This window comes from Paenibacillus sp. JJ-223 (assembly GCF_927798175.1).
GTDB lineage: Bacteria > Bacillota > Bacilli > Paenibacillales > Paenibacillaceae > Paenibacillus > Paenibacillus hubeiensis.
Window position 1 is genome coordinate 262,197 of record NZ_CAKMMP010000006.1, and the last position, 26,533, is coordinate 288,729.

The 26,533-nt window shown below is 47.8% G+C and carries 25 protein-coding genes; 21 read left to right on the top strand and 4 right to left on the bottom strand.

Annotated elements, in window-relative coordinates:
• Positions 1 to 54 precede the first annotated feature (54 nt).
• The 13 genes from L6H98_RS13245 to L6H98_RS13310 all read left to right on the top strand — a co-directional run bounded on the left by L6H98_RS13245 (position 55) and on the right by L6H98_RS13310 (position 13,396).
• Positions 55 to 1,548, top strand: a complete 1,494-nt coding sequence (locus L6H98_RS13245; protein ID WP_236415686.1) for a glycoside hydrolase — start codon at positions 55 to 57, stop codon at positions 1,546 to 1,548.
• A 104-nt stretch (positions 1,549 to 1,652) separates the two neighbouring features.
• Positions 1,653 to 4,565 carry a beta-galactosidase gene (locus tag L6H98_RS13250; protein WP_236415688.1) on the top strand — a complete coding sequence of 971 codons (2,913 nt, stop codon included), beginning with the start codon at positions 1,653 to 1,655 and terminating at the stop codon, positions 4,563 to 4,565.
• Between the two features lie 460 nt (positions 4,566 to 5,025).
• Positions 5,026 to 5,772 (top strand): SDR family oxidoreductase, encoded by a 747-nt coding sequence (locus L6H98_RS13255; RefSeq protein WP_236415690.1) that lies wholly within the window; start codon positions 5,026 to 5,028, stop codon positions 5,770 to 5,772.
• Positions 5,773 to 5,932: 160 nt separating this feature from the next.
• Positions 5,933 to 6,280, top strand: coding sequence for a winged helix-turn-helix transcriptional regulator (locus tag L6H98_RS13260; protein ID WP_019685981.1), 348 nt, complete (start codon positions 5,933 to 5,935; stop codon positions 6,278 to 6,280).
• A gap of 233 nt (positions 6,281 to 6,513) precedes the next feature.
• Complete coding sequence (locus tag L6H98_RS13265; RefSeq protein WP_236415692.1) at positions 6,514 to 7,089, top strand: TetR/AcrR family transcriptional regulator; 576 nt, start codon at positions 6,514 to 6,516, stop codon at positions 7,087 to 7,089.
• Between the two features lie 338 nt (positions 7,090 to 7,427).
• On the top strand, positions 7,428 to 8,279 hold the full coding sequence (locus L6H98_RS13270) for an SDR family NAD(P)-dependent oxidoreductase (protein ID WP_236415694.1): 852 nt from the start codon (positions 7,428 to 7,430) through the stop codon (positions 8,277 to 8,279).
• A 49-nt stretch (positions 8,280 to 8,328) separates the two neighbouring features.
• Complete coding sequence (locus L6H98_RS13275; RefSeq protein ID WP_236415696.1) at positions 8,329 to 9,420, top strand: FAD-dependent monooxygenase; 1,092 nt, start codon at positions 8,329 to 8,331, stop codon at positions 9,418 to 9,420.
• A 117-nt stretch (positions 9,421 to 9,537) separates the two neighbouring features.
• Positions 9,538 to 9,861: a putative quinol monooxygenase gene (locus L6H98_RS13280; protein WP_076176551.1), complete on the top strand. Its 324-nt coding sequence runs from the start codon at positions 9,538 to 9,540 to the stop codon at positions 9,859 to 9,861.
• A gap of 95 nt (positions 9,862 to 9,956) precedes the next feature.
• The gene (csaA, locus tag L6H98_RS13285; protein ID WP_236415698.1) at positions 9,957 to 10,289 is read left to right on the top strand and encodes a chaperone CsaA; all 333 of its coding nucleotides are present in this window, start codon (positions 9,957 to 9,959) and stop codon (positions 10,287 to 10,289) included.
• Between the two features lie 249 nt (positions 10,290 to 10,538).
• Positions 10,539 to 11,339 carry an SDR family oxidoreductase gene (locus L6H98_RS13290; protein ID WP_236415700.1) on the top strand — a complete coding sequence of 267 codons (801 nt, stop codon included), beginning with the start codon at positions 10,539 to 10,541 and terminating at the stop codon, positions 11,337 to 11,339.
• 414 nt (positions 11,340 to 11,753) lie between these two features.
• Positions 11,754 to 12,329 (top strand): GNAT family protein, encoded by a 576-nt coding sequence (locus L6H98_RS13295; protein ID WP_236415702.1) that lies wholly within the window; start codon positions 11,754 to 11,756, stop codon positions 12,327 to 12,329.
• 117 nt (positions 12,330 to 12,446) lie between these two features.
• Positions 12,447 to 12,962, top strand: coding sequence for a hypothetical protein (locus tag L6H98_RS13305; protein WP_290371447.1), 516 nt, complete (start codon positions 12,447 to 12,449; stop codon positions 12,960 to 12,962).
• A gap of 65 nt (positions 12,963 to 13,027) precedes the next feature.
• A complete protein-coding gene (locus L6H98_RS13310; protein WP_236415704.1) occupies positions 13,028 to 13,396 on the top strand; it encodes a hypothetical protein in 369 nt (122 codons plus the stop codon).
• 374 nt (positions 13,397 to 13,770) lie between these two features.
• Here L6H98_RS13310 and L6H98_RS13315 read toward each other — a convergent pair whose 3' ends face one another.
• Positions 13,771 to 14,712, bottom strand: coding sequence for a zinc-binding dehydrogenase (locus tag L6H98_RS13315; protein ID WP_236415706.1), 942 nt, complete (start codon positions 14,710 to 14,712; stop codon positions 13,771 to 13,773).
• Positions 14,713 to 14,837: 125 nt separating this feature from the next.
• Between L6H98_RS13315 and L6H98_RS13320 the strand changes: the two genes are divergently transcribed.
• From L6H98_RS13320 to L6H98_RS13340, 5 genes are all read left to right on the top strand, one after another.
• Positions 14,838 to 15,716, top strand: coding sequence for a hypothetical protein (locus L6H98_RS13320; RefSeq protein ID WP_236415707.1), 879 nt, complete (start codon positions 14,838 to 14,840; stop codon positions 15,714 to 15,716).
• 307 nt (positions 15,717 to 16,023) lie between these two features.
• On the top strand, positions 16,024 to 16,290 hold the full coding sequence (locus L6H98_RS13325; protein ID WP_236415708.1) for a CD3324 family protein: 267 nt from the start codon (positions 16,024 to 16,026) through the stop codon (positions 16,288 to 16,290).
• A 156-nt stretch (positions 16,291 to 16,446) separates the two neighbouring features.
• On the top strand, positions 16,447 to 17,529 hold the full coding sequence (locus tag L6H98_RS13330) for a nucleotidyltransferase domain-containing protein (RefSeq protein WP_236415709.1): 1,083 nt from the start codon (positions 16,447 to 16,449) through the stop codon (positions 17,527 to 17,529).
• 336 nt (positions 17,530 to 17,865) lie between these two features.
• Entirely contained in the window at positions 17,866 to 18,156 is a 291-nt protein-coding gene (locus L6H98_RS13335) for a YfzA family protein (RefSeq protein ID WP_236415710.1), read from the top strand.
• 328 nt (positions 18,157 to 18,484) lie between these two features.
• Positions 18,485 to 18,997 (top strand): pilus assembly protein, encoded by a 513-nt coding sequence (locus L6H98_RS13340; protein ID WP_236415711.1) that lies wholly within the window; start codon positions 18,485 to 18,487, stop codon positions 18,995 to 18,997.
• A 385-nt stretch (positions 18,998 to 19,382) separates the two neighbouring features.
• On the opposite strand, the gene L6H98_RS13345 is transcribed toward L6H98_RS13340, so the two are convergent.
• Entirely contained in the window at positions 19,383 to 19,751 is a 369-nt protein-coding gene (locus L6H98_RS13345) for a VOC family protein (RefSeq protein ID WP_236415712.1), read from the bottom strand.
• A 536-nt stretch (positions 19,752 to 20,287) separates the two neighbouring features.
• Between L6H98_RS13345 and L6H98_RS13350 the strand changes: the two genes are divergently transcribed.
• From L6H98_RS13350 to L6H98_RS13360, 3 genes are all read left to right on the top strand, one after another.
• On the top strand, positions 20,288 to 21,043 hold the full coding sequence (locus L6H98_RS13350; RefSeq protein ID WP_236415713.1) for an exodeoxyribonuclease III: 756 nt from the start codon (positions 20,288 to 20,290) through the stop codon (positions 21,041 to 21,043).
• A gap of 246 nt (positions 21,044 to 21,289) precedes the next feature.
• Positions 21,290 to 22,279, top strand: coding sequence for an alpha/beta hydrolase (locus L6H98_RS13355; protein ID WP_236415714.1), 990 nt, complete (start codon positions 21,290 to 21,292; stop codon positions 22,277 to 22,279).
• Positions 22,280 to 22,718: 439 nt separating this feature from the next.
• A complete protein-coding gene (locus tag L6H98_RS13360; RefSeq protein ID WP_236415715.1) occupies positions 22,719 to 23,696 on the top strand; it encodes a diaminopimelate dehydrogenase in 978 nt (325 codons plus the stop codon).
• 614 nt (positions 23,697 to 24,310) lie between these two features.
• On the opposite strand, the gene L6H98_RS13365 is transcribed toward L6H98_RS13360, so the two are convergent.
• Together L6H98_RS13365 and L6H98_RS13370 are read right to left on the bottom strand one after the other, a co-directional pair.
• Positions 24,311 to 25,189: a pentapeptide repeat-containing protein gene (locus L6H98_RS13365; protein ID WP_236415716.1), complete on the bottom strand. Its 879-nt coding sequence runs from the start codon at positions 25,187 to 25,189 to the stop codon at positions 24,311 to 24,313.
• 47 nt (positions 25,190 to 25,236) lie between these two features.
• Positions 25,237 to 26,280, bottom strand: a complete 1,044-nt coding sequence (locus L6H98_RS13370; RefSeq protein ID WP_236415717.1) for a LacI family DNA-binding transcriptional regulator — start codon at positions 26,278 to 26,280, stop codon at positions 25,237 to 25,239.
• Positions 26,281 to 26,533 lie beyond the last annotated feature (253 nt).

Below are 26,533 nucleotides of genomic sequence, written 5' to 3' on the forward strand. Positions count from 1 at the left end.
GCATGCCCGGACAGGGGTATGGAATAAACGTAAATGGGAAGGGCTGTGCGAACGATGGCGAACGACAAGCAACGCAGCGGCAAACGAAAATCCGGTTATATTGCGGCAGGCATTGCCCTGATCGCGTTACTGGCAGGAGGAGGAATACTGATGAGCCAAATGAATGCATCCCGAACGCTGACTTTCGAGGGGGAGCCGGTTCGCCTGAACATGGATCAGTCCTATGACCATTTTGAAGGCTGGGGCACGTCCCTGGCCTGGTGGGCCAACGATCTGGGCGAATGGAAGGATCAGGCGAAGCTGAATGAAGTGATGGACCTTGTGTTTGATCCGGTCAAAGGGCTGGGGCTGAACATTGTGCGGTACAACATCGGCGGCGAGGAAAATCCGGACATGAAAGCGCTTCGTCCCGGCGGCGACGTTCCGGGGTACCAGCCCGAACCGGGCGTATGGGACTGGGAAGCGGATGCCGGACAGCGGAAGGTTTTGCAGGGCTCGATCGAACGCGGCGTCAACATCGCCGAGGCCTTTTCCAATTCTCCGCCGTACTGGATGACCATCAGCGGATCGGTTACGGGAGCCGAGGACGGGAGCAACAACCTGAAGGAAGACCAATACGATGCCTTTGCCGATTATTTGACAGAGGTCGTGAAGCATTTCCGCGACGAATGGGGCATCACGTTCCGCACGCTTGATCCGCTCAACGAGCCTTCCTCCGATTGGTGGAAGAAGGGCAATATGCAGGAAGGCAGCCATTTCAGCGTCGACAAACAAATGGTAATCATCAAAAAGGTCGCAGCTTCGTTAAAAAGCAAAGGCTTGGACGGCACGGTCGTGAGCGCGGCGGACGACAACAGCATCGACGAAACGGTGGCCAACTTCAGCGTCTACGACCAAGACACGCTGGATGCGGTGGCGCAGATCAACACCCATTCCTATAATGGAAGCAAAATGGAAGAGCTGCGCGCGCTGGCGGAGAAGCACGGGAAAAAACTGTGGATGTCCGAGTACGGCACAGGCGGCAGCGAGCCGCACAGCCATGAAGATATGGTTTCGGTGCAGGAACTGGCCGAGCGGATCATGTTTGACCTGAAAATCATGCAGCCTTCCGCATGGGTATATTGGCAGGCCGTGGAGGACGAAGGCGCAAACAACAATTGGGGTTTCATTCATGCCAATTTCAATGGGGAAGAACATTACGAAATGACGAAACAGTATTACGGCATGGTGCAATTCACCAAGTTCATCCGTCCAGGAGCCATCATCATTCCGACGGATGAAGGGCGGACGCTTGCCGCGTATGATCAAGACGCCCATCGGCTGGTGCTGGTCATCCGCAACGAAATGTCGGCCGGAACGAAGGAATTTTCGCTCGAACCGTTTGAGCTTACAGAGGCTGATACCGCTCAAGTGTATCAAACCTCGCCGGAGCACAACATGGAGCAGCTGCAGGACATACCGGTGTATGCTAATGGGCTGAAGGTAGAGATTGGCGACAATTCGATCACAACCGTTGTGCTGGAAGGCGTCGACTTGAAATCGCAGTAGAATGAGAATGGCTGGACTGAATTTGCAGAGTGCTATAACTAGATTCAGTGCTTTGACGTTATGACATATGAAATGACATGTTGAATAGAGAGAGGGTGCGATTCATGGCGCAACATCCAACGCTTTTGCAAGGGCAACAGACCGAACTGAACCAACATGCCTTGGAACTGACCTATGACCGGCAAAGTTTTTGGCTGAATGGAGAGAGGATCTTTCTGAACAGCGCGACGATTCATTATTTTCGCATGCCGAAAGAAGAATGGCGCGATGTGCTGCTGAAAGCCAAACTGGCGGGCATGAACTGCATTGACACATATTTTGCCTGGAATGTGCACGAACCGGAGGAAGGGCAATGGGACTTCGAAGGCGACCGCGATTGCGGCGCCTTTCTGGACCTTTGCGCAGAGCTCGGCATGTGGGTGATTGCGCGGCCGGGGCCGTTCATTTGTGCGGAATGGGATTTCGGCGGATTTCCGTACTGGCTGGGAACGAAACCGGATATCGCCTTCCGGGAGAACAACGATGTCTACCTGCACTATGTGGATGCATATTTTGACCGGATCATACCGATCATCCGCGACCGCCAGCTGTCCGCCGGCGGCCCCGTCATTCTGGTTCAAGTGGAGAACGAGTATGGTTACCTGAAGGGCGACGATGCGGCAAGCGCTCATATGAACCGTCTTCGCGACGCGCTGCTGCAGCGCGGCATCGATGTTCCGTTGATTACCTGCGTGGGTGGGGCGGAAGGCACCATCGAAGGGGCCAATTTCTGGTCGGGAGCCGATGGGCATTATGCCAAACTGCGGGCCAAACAGCCGGATACGCCGAAAATGGTGACGGAATTTTGGACGGGGTGGTTCGAACATTGGGGCGGAGCTTCTGCCATTCAGAAGACGGCGCCTTTGCTTGAAAAACGCATCATGGAGATTTTGCGCGCAGGATATACAGGGATCAGCTATTACATGTTTTACGGCGGAACCAACTTTGGCGGTTATGGCGGCCGGACGGTAGGCAGCAGCGACATTTTCATGATTACGTCCTACGATTACGATGCGCCGCTGAACGAATACGGACGCGGGACGGCCAAGTATGATGTCACCAAAAGATGGTCGTATTTCGTGAATGCCTTCGACAGTGTGCTGCTGCAAGCCGAAGAAATTCCGGAGGAACAGCTGCAGGTCCGTCACGGTTCCGGCATTTCCGTACGCGGTAGGGCAGCGGGCGACCAACGTATTTTGTTTGTCGAGAGTCACAAGGAGGAGCGGGAGACGGTGCAGGTCACGCTGGAGGATGGCCGCACGTTGCCGATGTCGCTGCATCCGGGGCAGATCATGCCGCTGCTCGACCGCGTGCGCATTGCCAATGATGTGCATCTGACCGGTGGCACATTCATTGCGGGCAACGAGCAAGTGGGCGGTGAGCTGACGCTGTTCATTGCTGCTGACACAGGCCAGCGGTCCATCGTGGAGCTTGAGGCACCTTCGCTTCGCGTGCTGGACAGCACTATGGCTGCGTTGTACACGCATGATGCGGCAAAGGGAGCCTACCGCTTCGATCTGGCCCATTTCCGCGAACCGGGCGTGATCCGGCTGCAGTGCGGAAATACGTGCCTCCGCTTGATCGTGCTGGATATGGAGACGATGAACCGTACTTGGCGATTGGAGGGTGAGGCTTCAGGGGATGCCGTACGGTACGCGATTGGATTCGACGATGTACGGGTTCTGCCTTCCGGGCAGGTTCAAGGCATGCTGGCCGATGCGGATCGCACCATTCTGCTGCTCGGAGGCTGGGAGAACGGCGAGCGTTCTCTGAACGGACATGAGCTTTGCAATGCGTCGTCGGCGCAGCGAGCCGGGGCTTTACCTGTGCCGCCTAAGCTGTCGGCTCCAGAGGTATCGTTGGTCGAACTGTCGGCGGAATATGCTTCCCGCACCGGGCAACCGGAGGCGTTTTCGGATTATGGGCAGGATTTTGGATATCTGCTCTACGAGTGCGAATTTCAACGTGAAACGGCTGATGATGCCGTTCATCTGATCATGACGGGCGTGCAGGATAGCGCCAGAATTTACGTGAACGGCGTGGAGCAGGCGCTGGTGCGTCAGGTCGGCGCGGCTGCCGTGCCGATTCGCACGGTCAGTGGTCATAACAAGCTGCAAGTTCTCGTGCAGCAGATGGGCCGGCTTAATTTTTCTCCGTATCTGGGCGAATCCAAAGGGTTGTTCGGGCCGGTGGCTGCGGGAGGTGCCGTGCAGGATATCCGCCGCGATTGGCAGACGGAGCAGGGCACGATCCATTTGGATGAAGTCCATCCCGATGCGGAATCTTCGGTCATCCGTCGCTGTTTTGTGCTGGAAGAGGGCATGGATCGGGCCATCCTGGTCGGTGCAGTGAGCAAAGGGATTCGCATGAATGGCGTGGAAGTACCGATGGATGGATACCATGACTGGTTTGCTTTCACCACGTTGGATCTGTCGCCATACGTGAAGCAAGGAACGAATACGCTGGAAATGCCGTATCGGGCATCGCCGCTTGCCCGGCTGGAGCTCATCCTTTACCGCAGCACCGACGAGTTGTCCGGGTGGAAGATGGCCGGCAGCGATCAGCTGCTGCCGCGCTCATGGCAGCCGTATGCAGCAGAGGGTACATCTGCGGACGGGCGGGACCGTTCCATGCAGAAAGAACGTTCGTCTGCTTTGACTGGCCATCCTTTGGCCAAAGCTGCCTATGGTCGGCCTGTTTGGTACCGTTTCAGCTTCCAAAAACCAGATGTACCGGAGCCGTACCATGCCAACCTGATTGTCCGACTGACCGGCATGAGCAAAGGCACAGTGGTCCTGAATGGCCATGATCTGGGCCGCTACTGGCAGATCGGGCCGCAGGAGGACTACAAAATTCCGATGGCCTGGTTGAAGGAGGAGAACGAGCTGCTGCTGTTCGATGAGGAAGGCGCTTTGCCGGAACGGGTACGCTTATTGTACGATGCGCCATCGCGTTATCCATGGGTGCAGGTGGAGTAATCGGTACATTTGGATAGAGCCGGGGCAGAATGACTAATTGCGGGTAAGCATTTTCTTGTAATATCGAAGATGAGAACATTGAAAGTCGCTATTTTAGCGGCTTTTTTATATATTCTCATTCCAAGTTTGTGTCCCGAGCCAAGGACAAGACCTTGTACCGATTAGGCATATGTCTAACGGGTAATCGCCAGTTAATTCATTAAGCTAACAAGCTAACGGACAGGATAGTTCAAATACGTGGTATCATGTGGTGAGTAATTAATGGAGTTCACTTCCATCTGTTAGGCTGTAAAAACAAACGCTTGTGCCGCCTCAATTATCACTTTTTGGTGACTATATCACTAAAAAGTGGGTACTGTTTTTCTTGTAACTTTTCCCCCATACTATCGTTCATAGGAGGTTCATGAGGCAGACAGAGCATCCTACACCATATAAATCATTATAAAAGGAGTGTAATAGAATGGGGAAATTTGACGGGAAGGTAGCAGTTGTAACCGGAGGTACAAGCGGCATCGGTCTCGCGTCGGCACAACAGTTCGTAAAAGAAGGGGCTTACGTTTTTATCACGGGACGGAGACAACGTGAACTGGATGAAGCAGTAAAGCAGATCGGAAAGAATGTTACAGGTGTCCGAGGTGACATATCTAAATCGGAAGATCTAGATATATTATTCGAAACAGTTAAGCGAGAAAAGGGACACTTGGACATTCTCTTTGCAAATGCCGGATTAGGGTCATTCCTTCCATTAGGAGAAATTACAGAAGCACAATACTACAAGACTTTCGATGTCAACGTGAAAGGAACCATCTTTACAGTACAAAAAGCATTAGCTTTGTTTCCAAATAAAAGAGGTTCGATTATTCTAACGGGATCCACTGCTGGCTCGACGGGGATGCCAGCGTTTAGTATCTATGGTGCATCCAAGGCAGCGATCAGACAGCTCGTCCGCAGCTGGATTCTTGATATGAGAGGGACCGAAATTCGTATAAACATCCTTAGTCCGGGAACCATCGTAACGCCGGCGTACGATGAGTTATTTGGCTCTGAACTGGATCATATCCTGGAACAGGCAAAAAATGATATTCCGCTCGGCAGAGTGGGGCAGGTTGAAGAGATCTCCAATGCTGTCATGTTCCTGGCCTCTAATGAAAGCAGCTATATGAACGGCGTTGAATTATTCGTAGATGGCGGAGTAGCTCAAGTTTAACCAGGACATAATCATTTTCAAACGACAAAGATTTTTAAATCAACTTAAATGCGATTGTATTATCCCCTCCATGTAACGTTCAATTTTTCCTTCAGTGATCCTTGAAGGATCAAGCGATACATGAAGGGGATATTCTTAGGTAGGGAGATGGTGCATTGATATGAAAACATTTTTCTGTGAACTGGAAGTTACACTAGAGGTTATCGGAGGAAAGTGGAAGGGGCTTGTTCTGTACTATTTAATAAAAGGACCTAAACGGACGGGAGAGCTTAAGCGACTCGTTCATAATATATCGCAAAAGATGCTGATTCAAACTCTTCGGGAACTGGAAACAGACGGATTAATTCGCAGAAAGATGTACAATCAGGTACCGCCTAAGGTGGAATATTCAACGACGGAACTGGGTCAATCACTTGAACCCATTTTGAGATCGCTTTGTGATTGGGGGGGGAATTACGCAGAGCAATCCTTCGCTCCGGGCGAGATTGAGATTTTGTATCTGGATTAACTGTCGGGGGACAAGAGCATAGTCCCATTTGAAGTCGCTATTTTAGCGGCTTTTTGTTTTATCGGTACAAGTTCTTGTCCCGAACCAAAGACAAGAACTTGTACCGATTGCCGTAAAGGACAAGAACATAATCCGATTCGATTTGAATATCTGGTCACCAATACAGGAATTATGATCACAGGTGTACAACCTTCCTAATGGACATTCGTATATAGCACTGCTATAATAGAAGTATGAACACATATGACAAAATATTGGCAGCTGCTCTTAAGGTACTCGAAGAGGAAGGCGGAGCCCAATTTTCGACGCGAGCCGTAACTGCGATCGCGCAGGTTACAGCACCTACCCTCTACCACCATTTCGGCAATGCCGATGGACTTCTGAGTGCAGCTATAGTGGAAGCGTTCAAACAGTTATTTGAAAGCAAGATTGCCGCGGTGGAGTCGACCATTCCAGAGATGGCTCTTCGTCAAGGATGGGATGACTATGTCCGCTTCGCGGCAGCCCGTCCTCGGATTTATGCGGCGATGATGGGGCGGTTGCTCGAGGGAGCCCATATCGAGGCGGCAGATCAGTCGTACCAAGCATTGGTGCAAAATGTTCAGAGAGTCGCCGACGAAGGCAAACTGGCTGTGTCCGCTCAGGCTGCGGCAGATCTGGTCTGGGCTTCTGCGAATACGGCCTCTTGGCTGTATGTGACGGCCCAGGTTCGTAAGACACCCCCACCCCAGCCAGACGTCGTTGATCTCATTCGGGAAAGCGTAATGCAGATCATTTTGATCCAGAGGCCGGAAGCCGATTCAAAATGAGGAATTCGATGACAGAGCCTGGCGACCCCAGGCAAAGCCCTAATTTAGAGACGCATAAAAAAGATCGCGTATCCAACCTGGACCTCCAGGAGGATGGCGATCTTTTTTATGTTTGGAGGATGCGAGCATTCGTTCTCTTGGATTCCTGTTGCGTGACGGTGAAATGTGGTACGCGGAATGCATCATCAACGCCCGTCAAAGCAATGTTCAGACCACAGAACGATACTTCGAAAAAAAAATATAGCACCGCTATAGACAGTTTTGTATAGCGGTGCTATAATACCCGTATAACAGTGCTATACCGTGGTCCACATCTTATCAAACTCAGGAGGGTTACTATGCCATCTAAAACTCAAGAGCTGGTCGTCGTCACAGGTACGTCCAGCGGTATCGGCAGGGCTACTGCGGAGCAGCTCGCCGCTGAAGGATTTCATGTTTTGGCGGGGGTTCGTCGTCAGGAAGACGCCGACAAAATCAAACGCAAAAATATCGAACCGGTGATCGTCGATGTTACCAATATCAACACACTACAGGCGCTGGCCGAACGGGTGGAGCAAGATCCGCTTGGTCGCCCTTTGCGGGCCGTGGTCAACAATGCCGGCATCGCCGTTAATGCCCCTCTCGAGATGGTTCCGCTGGATGAATTTCGCCGCCAGATCGAAGTCAGCGTGATCGGACAGGTCGCGGTTATTCAGGCACTTACCCCGGCCTTGCTGAACAGCGGCGGGCGAGTAGTCAATATCGGTTCGCTTGGGGGCAAGGTTTCCATGCCCGGGTTCGGAATTTATTCGGCTGCAAAGTATGCTATGGAAGCGATCAATGACAGTCTCCGCAGGGAGATGTTCTCGTTTGGCCTCAAGGTCATCATGATCACTCCGGGTGGCGTCAGCACGGGCCTGTCGGAGCAAGGGATTACGACAGCGGAGCGACTGGCGAAATTGATGACGCCGGATCAGCACCGGCGCCATGATCGTCTTTTTGATGCCGTGAAGGCTCAGGCTGAAACGTGGGCCACGGACGGTATCCGCCCCGAGAAAGTGGCAGCAGTGGTTTCACGAGCCATCCACGTAAGTAAGCCACGCACCCGCTATACGGTCGGCCGCGATTCGGCACTGCTGACCCGACTGGTCCGTATTCTCCCGGACAAACTCCTCGATCGGATGCTCCGCAGCCAGATGAAGCTGCAGTAACGGATAGATATTTTTACGAATGCCCCATTACAAAACAGGAGAATGAATCATGTCACAACAACAGGTTGAACATGCCATTATTGTAGGTGGATCTTTAGGTGGTCTAATGATGGGGCTTGCGTTATCCCGTTCTGGTTATACAGTGACTATTCTTGAACGTGCAGATTCATCATTAAGAAATGGTGCTTTTATTCGCTTACACACAAAGCCTTATCATAATAGTGAAATTGAACGAGAATTAAGACACCTGGCATCCAATGGTAACAACAATGTTGAAGCCTGGTCAGCCATTCAAGAACGTTTGCGCAACGCGGTCGCTAAAGAACCCGGTATTACCCTTCAGCACCATACACGAATTGTTAGTGTTGGGCAAAATGAATCATCCGCTTGGGCGATCAGTGAAGAGGAGCATACGTTTAAAGGAGACTTCTTGATTGGTGCAGATGGATATCGCAGTATTGTCCGCCGTTATTTAAGCCCTGACAAACCATTTGCAGATTATGCCGGCTATCTGGCTTGGGTAGGGAAAGTGGATGAAAATTTGCTGCCAAAAACAGACTGGAAAAAACGGCAGCTTTCGAGCGCTTATTTCAGCGATAGTGCCGCCGGTAAATTGACAACTGCGGTGATGCCAGGGAAAGAGGGGGGAACCCATCCCGGCCAGCGATGGATAGGTTTTTGCTGGTTTGATCATTCGCATAATCCATTGCTGTCTGAATTAGGAGTGTTAAAGGACGGAATTGCCCAGCATTCTTTGTACGGTGAAGCTGTTCCGGATTCGCTGCTGAAAGAACTATCACAAACCAGCCAAGCCAACTGGAGTGAAGAAGAGGATGCCATTTTGCAAATCGCGATTAAGGATCGCAGTTTAATCGGGGCACCTGTAAATGAATACCTCCCTAATATATTGTCAAAAGGAAGAATAGCGATGATCGGCGACGCAGCTCATACCATGTCGCCAATGACGGGCGCAGGCTTTAATGACTCACTTGATGATACGGTTGCCATAATGGATGCCATTAAAAAGTATCCGAATTCGATAATAAATGCTTTGAGTGAATACCAAACACGCCGTTTAGATATAGTTCGTCGAGATGTTCTTGCGGGCCAAGGCTTTAATCGTACTTTTGGACGCCTATAACAGCGTTAAGCTAAGCCATAGATACATTGGAATTTTAAGCATAAACCGGGAATTTGCCTATATGAGAAGACGCTAAAGCCAAAATACGAAGTATTTATAAATTGAGGAGGAATTAGCATGAACGATACAAAGAACCGTTACGTTACTGTACTCTGGGAGGCGAGAGCTAAGGCAGGGAGAGAAGCCGAGATGAAGGCATTTATGACTGCTGCTGTCACTCCGTCGCGCAACGACCTGGGCAACATTGACTACGAGGCTCACGAGGTAGAAGGCCAGCCCGGTACATTCATCATCTACGAGCGCTGGGAAAACCGGGATGCTCTCGATCGGCACCTGAACGCCCCGCGGATGCAGGAACTGGTGCCCCAGCTCTTAGAACTGATGGAGGGATCTATTGAGGAAGGGATTCGACTCCTGCAGCCGTTCCGCCCAGCGCAGTAAAATGCAACACCGAGCGGAACTCATTAAGTTCTGTCCGTAAAGCGTGAGAGATATTTTCGTGAGCGCTTAAAGACTTTAGTGGAGGAGGCAAAACGTTGGCAACGATCGATGATTTTGCAGCACTAGATATTCGTGTCGGAACGATTAAGGAAGCGGAGTTTTTTGAAGAAGCAAAGGTCCCTGCGATAAAGCTTAAGATTGATTTTGGACCGGAGATCGGGACGAAATCTTCAAGTGCACAAATAACTAAGCGTTATAAGGTTGAGGAAATTGTAGGGAAGCAAATTATAGGAATCGTCAATTTTCCTCCTCGGCGCATTGCGGGATTCAAATCGGAGGTATTAGTTTTGGGAGGAGTCCCGGAAAAAGGAGATGTTATTCTCTTAAAGCCGGATACTGAAATGCCTAATGGTACGCCTATTGCGTAAAAATAAGGATCTACCTAAATTGGGCGATGTAATTAGTTGTAAAGCCGATTATTTAGCTGAGTACGGGTCCATTGTAAAGTTTGGGAATAGGGATGCTGGTATGATCCATATCTTTAAGCTCTCAAACACTTCATTGATGCAAATTCAGATCGCACAGCGTATCGCTTCGAAACATTGTTTTCATCAAAGAAATACTGCTTGGAAATAAAGGAATTTAAATTTTAAAAGCGTTAGCTTTAGGAGATAAACATGGATCTTAAATTAGCCAACAAAGTAGCTGTCGTTACCGGAGCAAGTAAAGGAATTGGACTCGCTATCGTTCGAAAATTTATCGAGGAAGGGGCAAGTGTCGTCGCGGTAAGTCGGACTTTAACGGAGGAATTGGCTGATCTTGTTGAACATAAATCAGTCAAACATCTACCTATTGATGTCAATATGGAACGCAATACAGTTGAACTTTCTAAAAAACTCGGTGAAGTGTTCGGCAGAGTCGACATTTTAATCAATAGTATCGGGGCGGTTGACAAGAGGAGAGGAGAAGGTTTTTTGGCTACGCCAAATGAGGAATGGGAACAACTTTATGATTTAAACCTGTTTAGCGTTGTTCGTTTTACTCAAGCAGCATTACCGCATATCCTAAATAACAATGAGGGTGCAATTGTAAATATCTCTTCAGTAAATGCACGGATGCCCGAATTGCTATTGCCTATATATGGCACCACCAAAGCGGCACTTAATAATTTGACGAAAATGCTGGCTGGTGAGTTTGGACCTCGTAATATTAGAGTTAATTCGATCTCACCTGGACCGGTAGTAACACCTTTGTGGCAAGACCCTGACAACGGAATGGCCAAAACAATCGGTTCATTTGCAGGGATGGATTCAGAAAAAGTTTTTGAAGAGCTACCTAAAATGGCTGGTATAACATTGGGGAAATTTGCAGAAGCCGGAGATATTGCGAACCTTACAGTTTTCCTTGCTTCGGAGCGAGCTTCAATGATTACCGGAGCGGATTATGTTATTGATGGGAATATGGTTAAAACGATTTAAACCGCAATGGTTCGATAAATTAAATTTGAACTTCTAAACGGGGCTCTTTATTTACTGATATCTTAATATGTTCTCTCCTTACTATAGAGTTCGATAATTCATCAGCTCAATAAAACAACAAAGCAGCTGATCAAAATGATCGGCTGCTTTTGTTCAATGAACGGGCAGGTTAGGGCAATAAATAATACTCATGATTAAGTTCTGAAATTTTCTTATTCCAATTTCACAATAAATATAAATGGTAAGAATTACATGATATCATTGGTATTATAGTATTATGTTACTAATTTAGAACGAAGGAGATGATTCGTATGAAATATGTAACAAAGGTGATTGAAAAGTAGTTTGTTTGCCTTTGACTCTTTTCAATCGAAATCAATAAACCAAATTATTTGAAAAGAGGAACATACTTATATGTACCATGATGAGAATTTGTTAATTCGGCCAATTGAGCATACTGATCTTTATCGTATTTGGGAATTAGTGTATAAGGATGAAACGCCTGAATGGAAAAGATGGGATGCTCCTTATTATCCGCATCAATCTAAAACGTATGAAGAATTTTTACCTATCGGTGAAAGCTGGATCAACCAACCAAACCTTTGGGTAATCGAAGTAGATCGAATTGTACGAGGTATGGTTTCTTATTATTGGGAACATGAGCCTTCGAAATGGCTTGAAATGGGAATTGTATTTCATGAGAGCAGTTCATGGGGGAAAGGAAATGGAACACGTGCATTAAAATTATGGATGGATCATTTATTTAATACAATGCCGCTTGTTCGTGTAGGTTTTACTACATGGTCAGGTAATGAAAGAATGATTCGAGTTGGTGAAAAACTAGGGATGCAAAATGAAGCGCGAATTCGAAAGGTTCGTTTCTACAATGGAAGTTATTATGATTCCATTCGAATGGGAATTTTAAGAGAAGAATGGGTAACGATTCATTCTGCTAACGGGGCAAGTTCGCTGAATGATGACTCGGTTTAACATTTGTAGTAAAGCTAAGTTTTTTGATATTACAGTGGTTTGGCAGCTAAGGGGACATCTTTTTCTTACTCTAAGCTTATGATTTTGCGGTAGGCACTTCCATAGCCCCGACTGAGAATGAACTTCGGGAACGATAATGTTGTAACAGAGCAACCCAGTGCAATTTGTGCAACTATTGAATGCAGATTCTGGTTGCGCGGTGGATGGGCAATCGATTTTTTACTCGGAAAGGTTACCCGTCCACATGACGATATAGACTTGGTAACATGGATACAGCACAGAGAGCAGCTAGAGCTTGCTCTTGTCGAAGCTGGTGATGAACAGATTTCTGTGAGAGAGCAGTTTCGCGGGAGACAGTCTGATTTTAGCAAAGATGGCGTAGATATTACATTTGGCTATATATCGAGTACTAATGATGGAAGTATTATTATGAATGGCTTACCAGAGTGGGTATGGCGACAGGATTCGTTGTTATCAAAAAGCTTTATGTTAAACGGAATATCAGCCCATGTCTTACACCCGAGACAACTTTTAGAGGAAAAAGAGGTTTACGAACAAAACGGTAGAGTACCTCGACCCAAGGATGAAGATAGCAAAAATATATTGTATCGTATAATAGCAGAGTTAAATTAGTCTTTGGAACAAGATACGCTGTTTCACAAACTGGAGAGTTATTCGGATCGAAAAGGAGAATGGAGATGACCGCAAAGTTGATCTTGAATTATACGGATGGAGATTTCATAGAAAAGATAGAAATACCGATTTATAAAGAGTATCGCAAGGATACCTCTTTTCAACTGTACCATTTAAATCGCAACCCTGCTCGTATTGTTCACAAAGAATTGTTAGTTATCGATGAATCGGGGATTGCACCAGGGAGTATGTTTCAAAGTGTTACCGAATTTTGTGAAAAAATTATCCCTTATTTATTGAGTAGGAAAAATGAGTCGCTATTTTTATTCGGGGAGTATTACGATGCAGAACAGGATAAGATGGTGGACATCGATGATATTGAGATTCCCTGTTTCGTAGGCGGGGAAGTCACTTTGCAAGAAGAAAAAAAGTAATCTTGGATCTGCAAAGGTTGCAGGTAAACGTTTGTGTATTTAAAACATGAGAGATTCTCTTGCGCAGCCTGAGAGGTACTTCAGAATGCCTTTGGACAATAAAACGAAGGGTGAGCGAACAGACTGTACACGTTATCGACCTCCCTCGCAAGCAGTAAGAATACTATAGACGTAGGGCATGAAATTTTCATGATTCTGTGCCCCGAGAGGGGCATGGTTGGCCAACGGGCAGGATCAGGAGAGAAAATGACATGTATAGCAATGAAATTCAAAAGCAGCGATACTCTCTGCTCGAAGCGAGCCAGGGAATACTGCTGCTCGTTTTTTTCGGATGCATGTTTAGATTTCTGGCATTATCGTTGCAAACGTATTAATCAACCTATATGAAGCACCGCTTTGCCGGAGAAATTCCGTTCCAGCAGATTACGGGCAACGGTATCTATTTCGGTCCAAGGCGCCTCGACTTCGATCCGGGGGACTAACCGCTCGTCTGTGACGAGCCGGGCCAGCAAACTCAGATCGTCCGCGACGGATTGACGAGTGAGTTCCTCACCTAGAAAAAAGCTGTACAAGGTTTTTCCTCCGCTGGTCACCAGATTCATCATGTCGAGCGTTGCGGTATTCGAAGAGGAAAATCCTACTGCAACGCAAACCCCTTGGGGCGCCAACTGCGGCAGCAATGCCGCCAGTGTATTGCCGCCTACTGAATCGATGATCAGATCGTACGGCCCGAACTTATGGGCTGAAGAAATTGCGGAATATCCAATGATCACTTCATCGGATCCGGCCTCCCGAACAATCTTGGCTTTCTCCTCCGTGCTTGCCGTGCCTACGACAAATGCGCCGGATTGGGCTGCAAGCTGATGGGCGAATAGCCCAACCCCGCCGGTAGAGCCTGTAATGAAAATGCGTTTGCCGAGCAGCATGCCGCCTTTACGGAGCGCATAAAGGGCCGTAAGCCCTGCTACGGGGAGGGTAGCCGCCTCCGTAAAAGTGAGCTTTTCTGGAATTTCGGCCAGCATCGATACGGGGGCAGCCACTTGCTCGCTCCAGGCTCCCATGGGAAGCAAACCGACAACCCTGGCCCCTTTTTGCGGACCTGCGCCGCTCCTGGCCGGCTCGATGACAATTCCGGCGAAATCCCAGCCGGGACGGCTGGATGTCTCCTGATGCTTAGCGTCGCTCACTTCACCGCGATTGAGAGAGAAGGCCTTCACTTGCACAAGTGCTTCCCAAGGCTTGGCCTCCGGGGCGTCAACTTCCTTGAGCGCCAAATGTGACGGGGCAAGCGGATCCACTACAATGGTACGAATCATATCCGTTTCTCCTCCATGTATCGTTATGTGTCATTTAATGACTTTCAATTTCAATGAGGAGTATACTTTAAATATATTTTCATCCCAAGTGCAGAACTACACTTCATAAGAGGAGGGAAGAGAGGATGGATATAGATGCGGAGAATTCCAGACATCGAATCGTAATGGGAGAAATTGAAGCGCTGCGGGTCAAACGCCAGCAAAAGCTTGCCGATCGGCCTCACCCGTCCTTGAAACGATTTACTCAACAAGAGTTGAACGACGAGGCTTTTCCTTCGTATAAAAATTTGCTGGTTGGACGTACCCGCCGTATCCCGGCTCGTCAGACGATTATCAATATTGCAGAATATCTTGAATGTACATCCGACGAGCGAAACGATTTGCTATTGGCGGCCGGTTATCTTCCGATCCGGACCGAATTGGAGGGGAGGTCGTTGGAGCGTGCATTGGAGTGGGCTCAGCAAACGATGAGGAGCATTCCTTTTCCCGCCATGATCGTAGCTCATACACAGGACATTCAGGGGTTAAATGAGCCGTTTCGTCATTTGTTCGATATTCCTCTTGACCGTTCATATGACGGTTTATTGAATAGGATCGATTTTCATTTTAATTCCGGTTTACCGATCCGGCCCCGCTCCACTTTTGACAAAGCGTCGACTGAGCAGTGGGAGGAGCATGCCATAAACTGGATCCACGCCTTTAAGAGGGAGCACATGCTTTCGCGTTATGATGCGTGGTATCAAAAGCTGTTGGATAAAGTCCAGAAATATAACGTGGACGAAGTTCTGAATGTGCCGGATGCAGAGCCAAAGATGGATCATACACAAACCATACTGGCCAGGATGGAAAGCTCCGGAGAGCTTGTTCCCATACGCTACAGACAGGTTTCGATTTCCGCAGGCAGCCGATTATATCCGCAAATTGTAGTTTTCCTCCCGGTAGATGCTGCTGCACGTACCGTTTTCGAGAACCTGGGATGTCCGGCTGATTGTAGTTTTGTCTAACCCAACACAACCAAGAGGATGAAACCAAAGAGTTATAGCGACAATCGTGTCAGCCTCAAAAACACATCTTGAACAACAAGCTCTGATATAATAAGCATATAGCAGCTATCTATTTTCTATGGAGGTGAAGCTATATTGAAAACCATCGGGGTAGGATTCTTACATGCATCGCTCTATGCAAAGCCAGTGAAGGATATGGCAATGCTTTGCATAGAGCTTAGGAACAATCACATTGCCAACGACGAATCGTAATATTCTACGAACTGGCTTTGCACCTTATTGATTGATTAAATAAGGAGTGAGGCCCATGAAATATTCAAAAGCCGAGTCTGTTTTTCCGGAAGAATTGCTACGTACCATTCAAGAATACGTTCAAGGCGAATTGGTTTATATCCCAAAACCCAAAGAGGCACACCTAAAATGGGGCGAGAAAACTCACAGCAAAAATAGGGTATCTGCTCGAAACGCCGAGATTAAATCCTTATTCCGCAATGGAGTTAGGATAGAGGAGTTGGCGGGCCGGTATTTCTTGTCCTGCGAAAGCATAAAGAAAATTGTCTATAAAAAGAACTGATGAAATCCGCTAAATCGTCGTATCGACGGTTTAGCGGATTTTGTGCAAAGATGAATTAAATCAACTTATACATAGTAACCGCACCTCTAAATCAATAGACTCAAGTTAAGGTTGTTGTGATGAAGGACGGCCGGATTATACGAAGGGGTGTACCGAATGAACGAAATCATAAAGAAGAAGCTGCTGGCCAAAAATGAACTGCTCATTAACATGGTGATCGAACGCGCAAAAAGAGATTTTCTAGACGATATCGCAATTATTGGGCTTACGGGTTCATTTAGCACCGGGGACTTTCATGAGAAGAGCGATCTTGATTTGATTATCATTAATCATACAGAAAGGGGATGGGAAATATCCGATTGCTTCATCTTGGATGACGTCGGATATGACATCTATTGCACGCCATGGGATTCAAGAATACAACAGCAATCCACCTTGGAGCGTCCCGACGTATCGAGCCTAACCGAGCTCCAAATACTCTACTATGCAAAGCCTGAGGATCTGGAAAAATTGAACGACTTCAGGCAAAAAGCGCTAGATGCACTTTCGAACCCGATCGGAGAAGCGTGTCTTCATCGAGCAAATAAATGGATCGACCTGGCTAAGCAAGCATACAGCGATACGATGCTCGGTGAAGATATCGGTTCAGTGCGACAGGCATCTGCGGGCGTTCTGTACAATCTGGTCAATGCCTTGGTCAGTATGAATAACACATGCATCAAAAGAGGAATCAAGCGATATTTGGAAGAGATCCGCTCGTTGCGCTATGTTCCGGATGATCTCGAATCCTTATACATGTCAATCATCGAAGCTCATACCATTGAAGATATCCGTATAGCGTCTTTTAACATGTTGAAAAGCGTTACGAAGTTACATCGCACGATGAGTGATAACTTCATTGTTAAACCTGTTCCGACCTTTGATAATCTGAGGGGAACATACGAAGAATTATGGTGCAACTACCGCAATAAAATGTTGAACAGCGTTATAACGAACGATGCTTCCTATGTCTTTCTTTCGGCCTTTGGAGCCCAAGGGTATCTTGATGAAATGGCTGTGGAGAAAGGAACCAAGAAATTTGATCTTATGCAGTACTTTGATGCAAGTGATTTACCAGTTATGAAAGAGAAGTTCCTTGAAGTGATGGATGAATATCTAGTCGAGTATGATAAGGTCGGCAGAGAAGTCGAACGTTTTACAACCTTCGAGCAACTATATGCCCATTATATGAATCATTGACCTTACACCCCAGTTGGTAAGAAGTCCGCGGAAACGGGATTGTAGACACTCTATCTGATAAAATAGGACTACGGGTTAGAGTATGAACAAGCAAAAAGGCGGAAGTATTAAGCTAACGGGAAACGTTTGAGTAAAACAACAAAGCAGCGGATCAAAGTGATCGGCTTCTTTTATTCACTAACGGACAGGTTAGAAGGAATAGAAGGATCTGTTGAATTACAATTTAAACTTAATTTTTCAACAATTTAATACATCAATTTTGGAACTTAATCCCTGAATATCCGTATTAAACTTTATAATGTGAAGAAAATAGTACTAAATAAGGATGGGGTTACTTTGGCTAGGAAACAAAATGCTGTACCATTTCTGAAACGATATTGGGTATCTTCTATTGGTGTGTTTTTGTTGTCACAAATATTCTTTCTCACATCTGAAGCAACAGGTTGGAAACTTAACTACAGAGATGCGAATGGAACGATATTTGGAAGGATTCTTGACACTCCTATTTTCACTGAATGGTTTAATTTCTACGAAACGCCTCAATATAATTTACTCACTGTCTTTTTTGGCATCTTTTTTCTTGTTCCTGGATTAGTGAGTGTGATAAAAAAGGTTTTTTCACGCTAAGTTAAGAAACTTACATACACTTTAGGAAAGCGAATACCGATTGCTGATTTAAGTTCGAATTGTGATGTGCCCAATGGTTTAACAGCATGATGCAAAGCACTTTGATGAATGTACATCATTAAAATACGGGGAAACTGGAGCTTAATAAAGCCAAGAAAGCAGCCGATCAAAGTGATCGGCTGCTTTTGTTCAACAATCGGGCAGGCTATTTCAGTGCCAATTATAAATTTAAGATGTAACTTTCGTTGACGGATAGCGTTATTAATAACGAGAAACGTCTTAAAGATTTTACAATAATTAACTAAAAGGGAATATGAGGGATCAGGTTGTGAATAAAAAGGGACTTTTCTTTGCCATTTTATCTTTATTTTTAATAACATCAACCGTAACCGCCTGTGACTCAACAAACTCAAGTGAAGAGAATACGTCTAATCCAAAGTCTGGTTTATTATCAAGCAAGTCCGCAAGTACACCCCTTACTAATTCTTTAAGTGAAGAAGAGAATAAACCCTCGCATTATATTGCTTCTGGAGGCGCAGTTGTACAGCAACCTTTTTCCGTAAAGCCGGGAGTTGGACATATAAAGCTTCTAATAAAGAACAACAGCAGCCATGAAGTCAATGTTAGTTTAACGCACGTAGATACGAATAAACTGTATTTCGTTAAAACGATGGCTCCCGAGGAATCTTTGGATTGGATAAATCTTTTTGAAGGTTTCGAACAAGGAATGCGTACCGGAGACTACTTACTTCAATGGAGTGGCGGTGGTTATCGTGTTGATGGGGAAGTATGGGGATCAGCTGGTTCAGACCCGGACGATATCGTCCATCTATCTTATTAAACTACCCTGAAAATTAACTCATGGCGTAACTCTAAAAAAGACAAAACGAAGCTAGGCGCAGCTTACAAGATTTTTAAAAAAAAGCTGCGCCTCTTGGTTTTTGAGAAGGTTAAAGCGGCACGCTGCCTTTCTTTGAGAGCTGCATTCGCCTGTACTGGGCACCGAGATCATGATCAGATCATCGTATGGAGTGAGAAGCTTCGATGAGTGCGGATCGAAGATATTTGTTGCCTTTACGTGTTTGGAGGACTTGCGTTTGCCCGCGATTCCCGAAATACGATCCAGTCGGTCAAGGTTTTTTTGGATGAAAAAACTCCCCTCACAGTAACAGGGTTTATTATTTCACCTGTCTACCGTATGGGGAGCATATCAATAGATTTGCGTATCAGGCTTTACTGTGAAGAGTAACTAGATAACCGTCTGGGTCGGCAAATGTAAAGGTTCGCCCGAATGGTCCATCTATTGGTGCAGATGTAATCTTTACACCTGCTGCAACAAGTTTATCATGGATTTCTTGCGTATCAGGGGCATGAAGCCAAAGAGCGACACCAAGTCCAGGCCGAGTACTTGAGCCGAGTTCAATTCCTGGTATTAGATCACGAAGAGCAAATGCAATAGGCTTTGTTTCAAAAACCACAGCATGAGGTGGTCCCGCCTGTGAGCGGACCAGTCCGAGATAGTTTTGATAGAATTCCGCAGAGCCTTCAAGATTACTCACTTGAAGTGAAATGAAGTCGGGTCCAATTGCTGACATAAAGAAATGTCCTCCTTTTTATATGGGCTATTTGCAATCTTCAAAGTCATGTAAATAACCTCGCTTTCAGTTTGTATATCTTGATTATACAAGCCTCCTATTGCCAACAGTATGTCAGTAGCGTATTTTCATTTTCTCGATTTGTTCTCTTACTCGTTTTTTGAATGATTCAGGTTCAGTGGCTACCACATATGCCCCCACCCAAGAATCCAACTCAGCCATTCTTCCGGTTGACGGACACGAAAAGTGACATGGTAACCGTCCTCTTTAGATTCAGTAGTTTCTATATAATGGGTCCTTTGCTTCTTCAACTCCTCGAAAAGGGGAATTACCAAAAAAGTAGCGCTATATCCTCAAAATGAAGGAGAGTCTAATGTGGCGGAAGAAGGAAGTGTTATATATTCATTAAAAGGAGATTTGAAGAACGAAAAGCTTATCATACATTGGAATAACGAGTCCGGAATCATCGTCATGTTCGGCCTTGTCCTTACGAATCTCCCATGCTATATTGGGGGACGTGAGGAGTGGAAAAAACGATGAAATTGGTATCATGGAACGTCAATGGCCTGCGGGCTTGCGTCAATAAAGGATTCGTGGATTATTACAACGAGGTTCAAGCGGACATTTTTTGCGTCCAGGAGACGAAGCTGCAAGAAGGTCAGATCGAGCTGGACCTGGGTGAGGGTGTCCATCAGTATTGGAACTATGCCATCAAAAAAGGATATTCCGGCACGGCCGTGTTCACCCGGATTGAACCGCTCTCCGTCCGTTACGGCATGGAAGAAGACAGCGAGCCGGAAGGACGGATGCTTACGCTGGAATTCGAGGCATTTTACCTGATCAACGTGTATACGCCCAATGCCAAGCGCGATCTGAGCCGCCTGCCTTATCGATTGGAGTGGGAGGATCGTTTTCGGGCGTACATTCTGGAATTGGAACAGCGCAAACCTGTCATCGTGTGCGGCGATTTGAATGTGGCCCATCAGGAGATCGATCTGAAAAATCCGAAGTCTAACCAAGGCAACTCCGGTTTTACGCTGGAGGAGCGCGGCAAGATGACCGATTTGCTGGCAGCGGGATACGTGGACAGTTTCCGCCATTTATATCCGGATCGTACGGATGTGTATAGCTGGTGGTCGTACATGCCGAAGGTGCGTGAGCGCAACGTGGGATGGCGCATCGATTATTTCCTGGTATCGGGCAAACTGCTGCCATTGGTTGAAGATGCCCGGATCGACTGCCACGTTATGGGCAGCGATCATTGCCCGGTAGGTTTGAATCTTCGACTATAATGTCATCATAACTGAATTTCATGCGTTTAACCCGCAGATTTCCGTTCGCCGGAGATTTGCGGGTTTTTGTTTTGACTTGGAACCATATGACTTGTCGAGCTTGTATGTTGGGTGAAGGTATGAGATCGAAACTGGACTTTGGTTGGGGAACGAACTGGACCCTGGAATGTTTCGGAAGCGGACCTGTTTTAGGTAAGATGAGACAACAGAGAAACCATCGAATATGGGGTAAAGGGAAGGGAAAGCATGGGGAAATGGCTGGGAAGGGGTTTGCAGTTATTCGGCGGATTCATTTTGACCATGGGCGTTCTGCTCGTGATCGGCATGATTTATGAAGTGCATCAGTCGAGGCAAGATTTGAGGGATTACATTCCGCCGGGAAAGCTGTACGAAGTTGACGGACGCAATATGCATCTGTACACGACAGGAACGGGCAAAACCACGGTTGTTTTTGCTTCAGGCTGGGGAACGCCGAATCCTTATGCCGATTTCAGTCCGCTATACGAAAGGCTAAGACCGTATGCAAAGCTTGCGGTATATGACCGGTTCGGGTATGGCTACAGCGATTATACGGATGCGCCGCGCGACATCGATACGATGACCCGGGAGATTCACCAATTGCTGAAGTCGGCAGGACAGCGTCCGCCGTTTATCATGGTGGGTCACTCCCTCGGGTCGCTGGAGGTGATTCGGTATGCGGAGATGTATCCGGATGAAGTCGCCGGCATCGTCATGATCGACGGAGGCAGCCCGAATTATTACTGCACCGAGGAGATGGAGATGCCCGAGTGGTATTTCGATTCGGCCCGCGCGTTGATCAAAACGGGCGTGGTCCGTGCATTGCTTCATTCCGACGAGATGACGAGCCAGTGGGTCATCGATCCCGGTTTGGTAACGGAGCCGATGCGAAAGGCGGCGACCATCTCCACCTTGAAGCTTGCTTATAACGAAAACATGATGGAAGAAATGTGGAATGCCCAGAACAATGCAAGGCGCGTGCTGGCCGAGCGAACGGAGTTTTCGTTTCCGCTGACGATTCTGACGGCAGATCCCGAGAATGCGGACGATCAGAGTATGGCCTGGAGAAAGGATCAAGCCGATTTTGCCGGTTGGTCCGGAAAGGGCAAGCAAGTCTTTGTCCCGAATGCAGATCATGGCTTGCACAACAGCCATCCGGATGTGGTTGTAAACGAAATTTTGCGAATGCTGAATATACGCGGCGACAGCAGCATATAAAGGGAAGCTGGAGCTGCGCGCAAGCTGCCGTGATGAAGCGAGCAAGGAGTGTATTCCATTAATGACAAGCAAGAACAAGCGGTGAACAAGATTGACGTTGAAACATGTCCTGCGTCCATGGCAGCATCGAGGCTGTTTTGGGTTTCAGGGCTTTTTCATTGATAACGAATGAGGGTCCTTTATTTGCCAGATCGACCTTGGGCCAACAAAATATCACCTGTCAGCGAAAAAGAATGCTCGATGCCGCCTTAACCCTTTCCTCCGGTAACGCGGAAAATTTTTTTTCTGCAAAATGGCGATTTAAACTGGAAACCTGACAAGTCACATGGTATGTTATATATTTATAGTATGTAAATCGAACCTTGGACTGAACGGTAATCGGACTTGTTCCATTTACATAGCAAAGCAACTATAGATGAAGACAGGGAGAGGATCGCAAATGGTAAGAGTAGGGATTGTAGGTTATGGGAACCTGGGTAAAGGCGTCGAGAAAGCCATCGCGCAAAACCCGGACATGGAGCTTATCGCAGTATTTACACGCCGTAACCCGGAACAAATGGTTGCTGAGGGTCCGGCTGTTCACTTCGAACATATCTCCGCAGCCGAGCAATACATCGGAAAAATCGATGTCATGATTCTGTGCGGCGGTTCCGCTACCGATCTTCCGGAGCAAACACCTGTCATTGCGCGTCTGTTCAATACGGTGGACAGCTTTGATACGCATGCCAAAATCCCTGAGTTCTATGACGCTGTAAACGCGGCAGCAGAGCAAGGCGGACATGTCAGCGTGATTTCTACGGGTTGGGACCCGGGCCTGTTCTCCATGAACCGCCTGTTGGCACAATCCATTTTGCCTGAAGGCAAAGAGTATACGTTCTGGGGCAAAGGCGTAAGCCAAGGACACTCCGATGCGATCCGACGCGTACCTGGCGTCAAAGCCGGCGTGCAATACACCGTTCCGGTAGAAGAAGTCATCGATCGCATTCGCGCAGGCGAAACGCCTGAGCTTGCTACGCGCGAGAAACATTTGAGACAATGTTTCGTCGTAGCCGAAGAAGGCGCGAACCACGACGAGATTCGTGAAACGATCGTTTCGATGCCGAACTATTTTGCCGATTACGATACAACGGTAACGTTCATTTCCGAAGAAGAATTGAAATCCGAGCATGCAGGCATGCCGCACGGCGGTTTCGTTATTCGCAGCGGAGTTACAGGAGCAGGCTCGAAGCAAATCATCGAGTTTGGTCTGAAGCTGGACAGCAATCCCGAATTCACGGCCAGCGTTCTGGTTGCATATGCGAGAGCGGCACATCGTTTGAGCGGCGAAGGACACAAGGGAGCCAAAACGGTATTTGACATTCCGCTGGGCCACCTGTCCCCGAAATCCGCGGACGAGCTTCGTCGCGACTTGCTGTAATCGTCAATATTCATACAAGTATAGGGATGAGTTGCTAAAAGCACTTCTCTCTATCAAAAAGGAGCGAACCTTGCCGGACAAGCATATCCGGGTGAGGTTTGCTCCTTTTGTGTTATAGGGATTTAGCGTAGTCGCTCAATTTCCTCGGATCGAGCTCAAAGGTTCCTCGGCGCACTCGAATATAACTCGCACGCGAGGTACGTTCCCGCTCTGACGAACTTCATGCACCTTATTAGGTTGTTTGGGCGATGGTCGATCGTCTTACGAACCTGAGACATCTTAATTAGGATGTTTGGGTTATTATGGGCAAGATATCGGCGAATTAGCGTGTCTAGGGTTCGTTAGATTTTTTTGAGGTCGAAAAAGGGTTAAATAAGGTGCCTCAGGTTCGTTAAAATTTCCATGACGTGAACATGAGCCGTACGGGTGGCAGCATCCACGGAGATGTTGCCACTTGCGAGTGTCTCTCGTATGTTGTGCAACGTCAGCACGCGTCCTCCGGACTCGTGTGAGGCACATCTGACGAGCCGTACCAAGCGAGGCTATCTCCGTGGTCCGATGTCCCATCTTTTCGCCAGCGGCAAGATACATCAGGATCGGCCTACAGCCGACTCCTAGCTGCTCTTCAGCCAGTGTTCAGGGTGTTTCAGATGTGTCGGCAGCTTGGTTTCCCGGCTGCCTTTGGCCGAATTGATCTGGGATTGGGTAAGGAAAATGCTCTCCCGCAAATCGGCATGACTCAGGTCGGCATCGCGCAAATCCGCGCCGATCAGGTCCGTTCTTCGCATGTCGGCATTTCGCAGATCCGCCGCGATCATAAGTGCACCGCGGAAGCTGGTCCCGCGAAGGTCGGCGCCCTTCAGCTTGGCACCGAGGAAATCCCAACCGGAGAGCTTTTTGCGTTTGGTTTTCCCGGAGCCCGAGCGATGACCACCTGCGCCTGCATCGGAATAGGCTTTGGCACGGACCATTTCGCTGGCTTGCAGCAGCAGGTCGTTCACGACAGAGCGATGGGCAGGCAGGTCCAGCCGCAGCATTGCGGCAGGCTCCAGGTTGGCCAGCTTCTCTGTTTCTTCATAAGCGTGCTGCAGCTCGGCATGAATAGAACGGGTGTCCTGAAGCTGAAGCATTTCCCGCACGTAACTGAGCATCTCGTGAATCTGTTTCAGGACCGGCAGGCAGTCGAACATCTCCGCAGCCAGTTCCGGATGTTGTCTCCAGTCCTTGCCTGCGTATGTCTCTTGGGATAACTTCTGCCCGGCGCCAAAGCAATCATAGACCGTACATCCTTTGAAGCCTTTCTGCCGAAGCCGGTCATGGATGCCGCAGCGATAATCCTGTCCCAGATTGGTGCAGGGCGTGCCGCCCGGTTTGTCAAAGGCGAAATCGGAGGATTTGCCATAGGGCAGCGCCACGCAGCACAAGCCGAAACATTGCTCGCAATCGGACGCCAAATGCGGATTGCCGCTCGTAGCGGAACGGATATTCAACAATGGGAACACTTCCTTTAGTTCGTATCAATATCAATGGTGTGGCTAAGTTAACGGCTTACTCGGGCACACGAGCGGCGCTCGACCACTTCGGTATTCACGCAAATATGGGCTCTGCTCGCGACATTGGCCGTCTGATTCAGAGGGTCCATCATCAGCCTTACGGCGGTTTGCGCCAAAGCGTCTTTCTTGACATGCACGGTCGTCAGTTCGGGGCTGATCACTTTGGCCTCGAAGATGTTGTCGAAGCCCATGACCGAAATGTCCTCAGGGACGCGAAGCCCCACGTTTTGCAGCGATTTGACGACGCTGATCGCCATATAGTCGTTTTCGCAGAAAATCGCGCTCGGCAGCTCCTTCAGCTCCCGGATGGACTGCTGGAACCGGTCCTGCGGCATGACCATCATCGGTTCGAATTCGAAAGTCAACGCGTCGTCGACCTTCAATTGCTGCTCGGCAAGCGCGGCCATGAAGCCTTCCTCCCGTTTCGTGAAATTGGAAATGCGAGCTCGGGATTTCACATAGCCGATGCGGCGATGGCCCAATCCAATCAGATGTTTGCCCGCCTGGTATCCCCCAAGCGAGTTGTTGATGGAGACAAAGTTGGCATCCAAATGATCGAAACACGTATCCAGAATGACGACATTTCGGTGGATGTCTTGAATCCGTTCAATCATGGGCGGCGTCAAGTTGGTTCCCAGCACCAACAGGCCGGCGGTAGGCTGATCCTTTTCCAGATTAGGCAGCTCCTGTTCCAGGTCGTTTACGTCAATCGAAGAGATGACGAGCGTGCTGCCATGCTGTTTGACCTGATCCGTAATGTGGTGGATCAATTCGTTAAAAAACGGAAGCGTATCGTAATGCTCGGTGACGATATCTGTATTTTTGCAGGCAACGAAACGAATAATAGCATTGGCATGCGATTTATGGGACTCCCTGCCAGTCTTGATCGTTCTTGGTTTGTAGCCATGGGCCTGGGCAATGTCCAGTATATGTTCGCGGGTCTGTTCGCTTACACCCGGTTTATTGTTAAAGGCAAGAGACACAGCTGCTTTGGAAACGCCAGCAAGCCTCGCGATATCATCGATTTTCAACGTACAACCTCCTACCATGAAATGCATATGTTCAGTATACCACGATTTCATCTAAACTTTCAGTCCTTCAACTAAACTAAACTTAACTAAAATATATAAAAACAAAACTGAAAAAAACATTGACTGTTTATAAATTGAGTGCTAATATGCAATTGTAAAACGTATTCATTTTGCATTCGGAACTGAAATTATATTAATTTAAGTTAAATTACAATTAATAGTTTAGTTTATTAATCTAATGTTTTTTTGTTTG

Coding starts and splice junctions, on each gene's coding strand:
- L6H98_RS13245 (WP_236415686.1), top strand. CDS start 55: ATGGCGAACGACAAGCAACGCAGCGGCAAACGAAAATCCGGTTATATT.
- L6H98_RS13250 (WP_236415688.1), top strand. CDS start 1,653: ATGGCGCAACATCCAACGCTTTTGCAAGGGCAACAGACCGAACTGAAC.
- L6H98_RS13255 (WP_236415690.1), top strand. CDS start 5,026: ATGGGGAAATTTGACGGGAAGGTAGCAGTTGTAACCGGAGGTACAAGC.
- L6H98_RS13260 (WP_019685981.1), top strand. CDS start 5,933: ATGAAAACATTTTTCTGTGAACTGGAAGTTACACTAGAGGTTATCGGA.
- L6H98_RS13265 (WP_236415692.1), top strand. CDS start 6,514: ATGAACACATATGACAAAATATTGGCAGCTGCTCTTAAGGTACTCGAA.
- L6H98_RS13270 (WP_236415694.1), top strand. CDS start 7,428: ATGCCATCTAAAACTCAAGAGCTGGTCGTCGTCACAGGTACGTCCAGC.
- L6H98_RS13275 (WP_236415696.1), top strand. CDS start 8,329: ATGTCACAACAACAGGTTGAACATGCCATTATTGTAGGTGGATCTTTA.
- L6H98_RS13280 (WP_076176551.1), top strand. CDS start 9,538: ATGAACGATACAAAGAACCGTTACGTTACTGTACTCTGGGAGGCGAGA.
- L6H98_RS13290 (WP_236415700.1), top strand. CDS start 10,539: ATGGATCTTAAATTAGCCAACAAAGTAGCTGTCGTTACCGGAGCAAGT.
- L6H98_RS13295 (WP_236415702.1), top strand. CDS start 11,754: ATGTACCATGATGAGAATTTGTTAATTCGGCCAATTGAGCATACTGAT.
- L6H98_RS13305 (WP_290371447.1), top strand. CDS start 12,447: ATGAACTTCGGGAACGATAATGTTGTAACAGAGCAACCCAGTGCAATT.
- L6H98_RS13310 (WP_236415704.1), top strand. CDS start 13,028: ATGACCGCAAAGTTGATCTTGAATTATACGGATGGAGATTTCATAGAA.
- L6H98_RS13315 (WP_236415706.1), bottom strand. CDS start 14,712: ATGATTCGTACCATTGTAGTGGATCCGCTTGCCCCGTCACATTTGGCG.
- L6H98_RS13320 (WP_236415707.1), top strand. CDS start 14,838: ATGGATATAGATGCGGAGAATTCCAGACATCGAATCGTAATGGGAGAA.
- L6H98_RS13325 (WP_236415708.1), top strand. CDS start 16,024: ATGAAATATTCAAAAGCCGAGTCTGTTTTTCCGGAAGAATTGCTACGT.
- L6H98_RS13330 (WP_236415709.1), top strand. CDS start 16,447: ATGAACGAAATCATAAAGAAGAAGCTGCTGGCCAAAAATGAACTGCTC.
- L6H98_RS13345 (WP_236415712.1), bottom strand. CDS start 19,751: ATGTCAGCAATTGGACCCGACTTCATTTCACTTCAAGTGAGTAATCTT.
- L6H98_RS13350 (WP_236415713.1), top strand. CDS start 20,288: ATGAAATTGGTATCATGGAACGTCAATGGCCTGCGGGCTTGCGTCAAT.
- L6H98_RS13355 (WP_236415714.1), top strand. CDS start 21,290: ATGGGGAAATGGCTGGGAAGGGGTTTGCAGTTATTCGGCGGATTCATT.
- L6H98_RS13360 (WP_236415715.1), top strand. CDS start 22,719: ATGGTAAGAGTAGGGATTGTAGGTTATGGGAACCTGGGTAAAGGCGTC.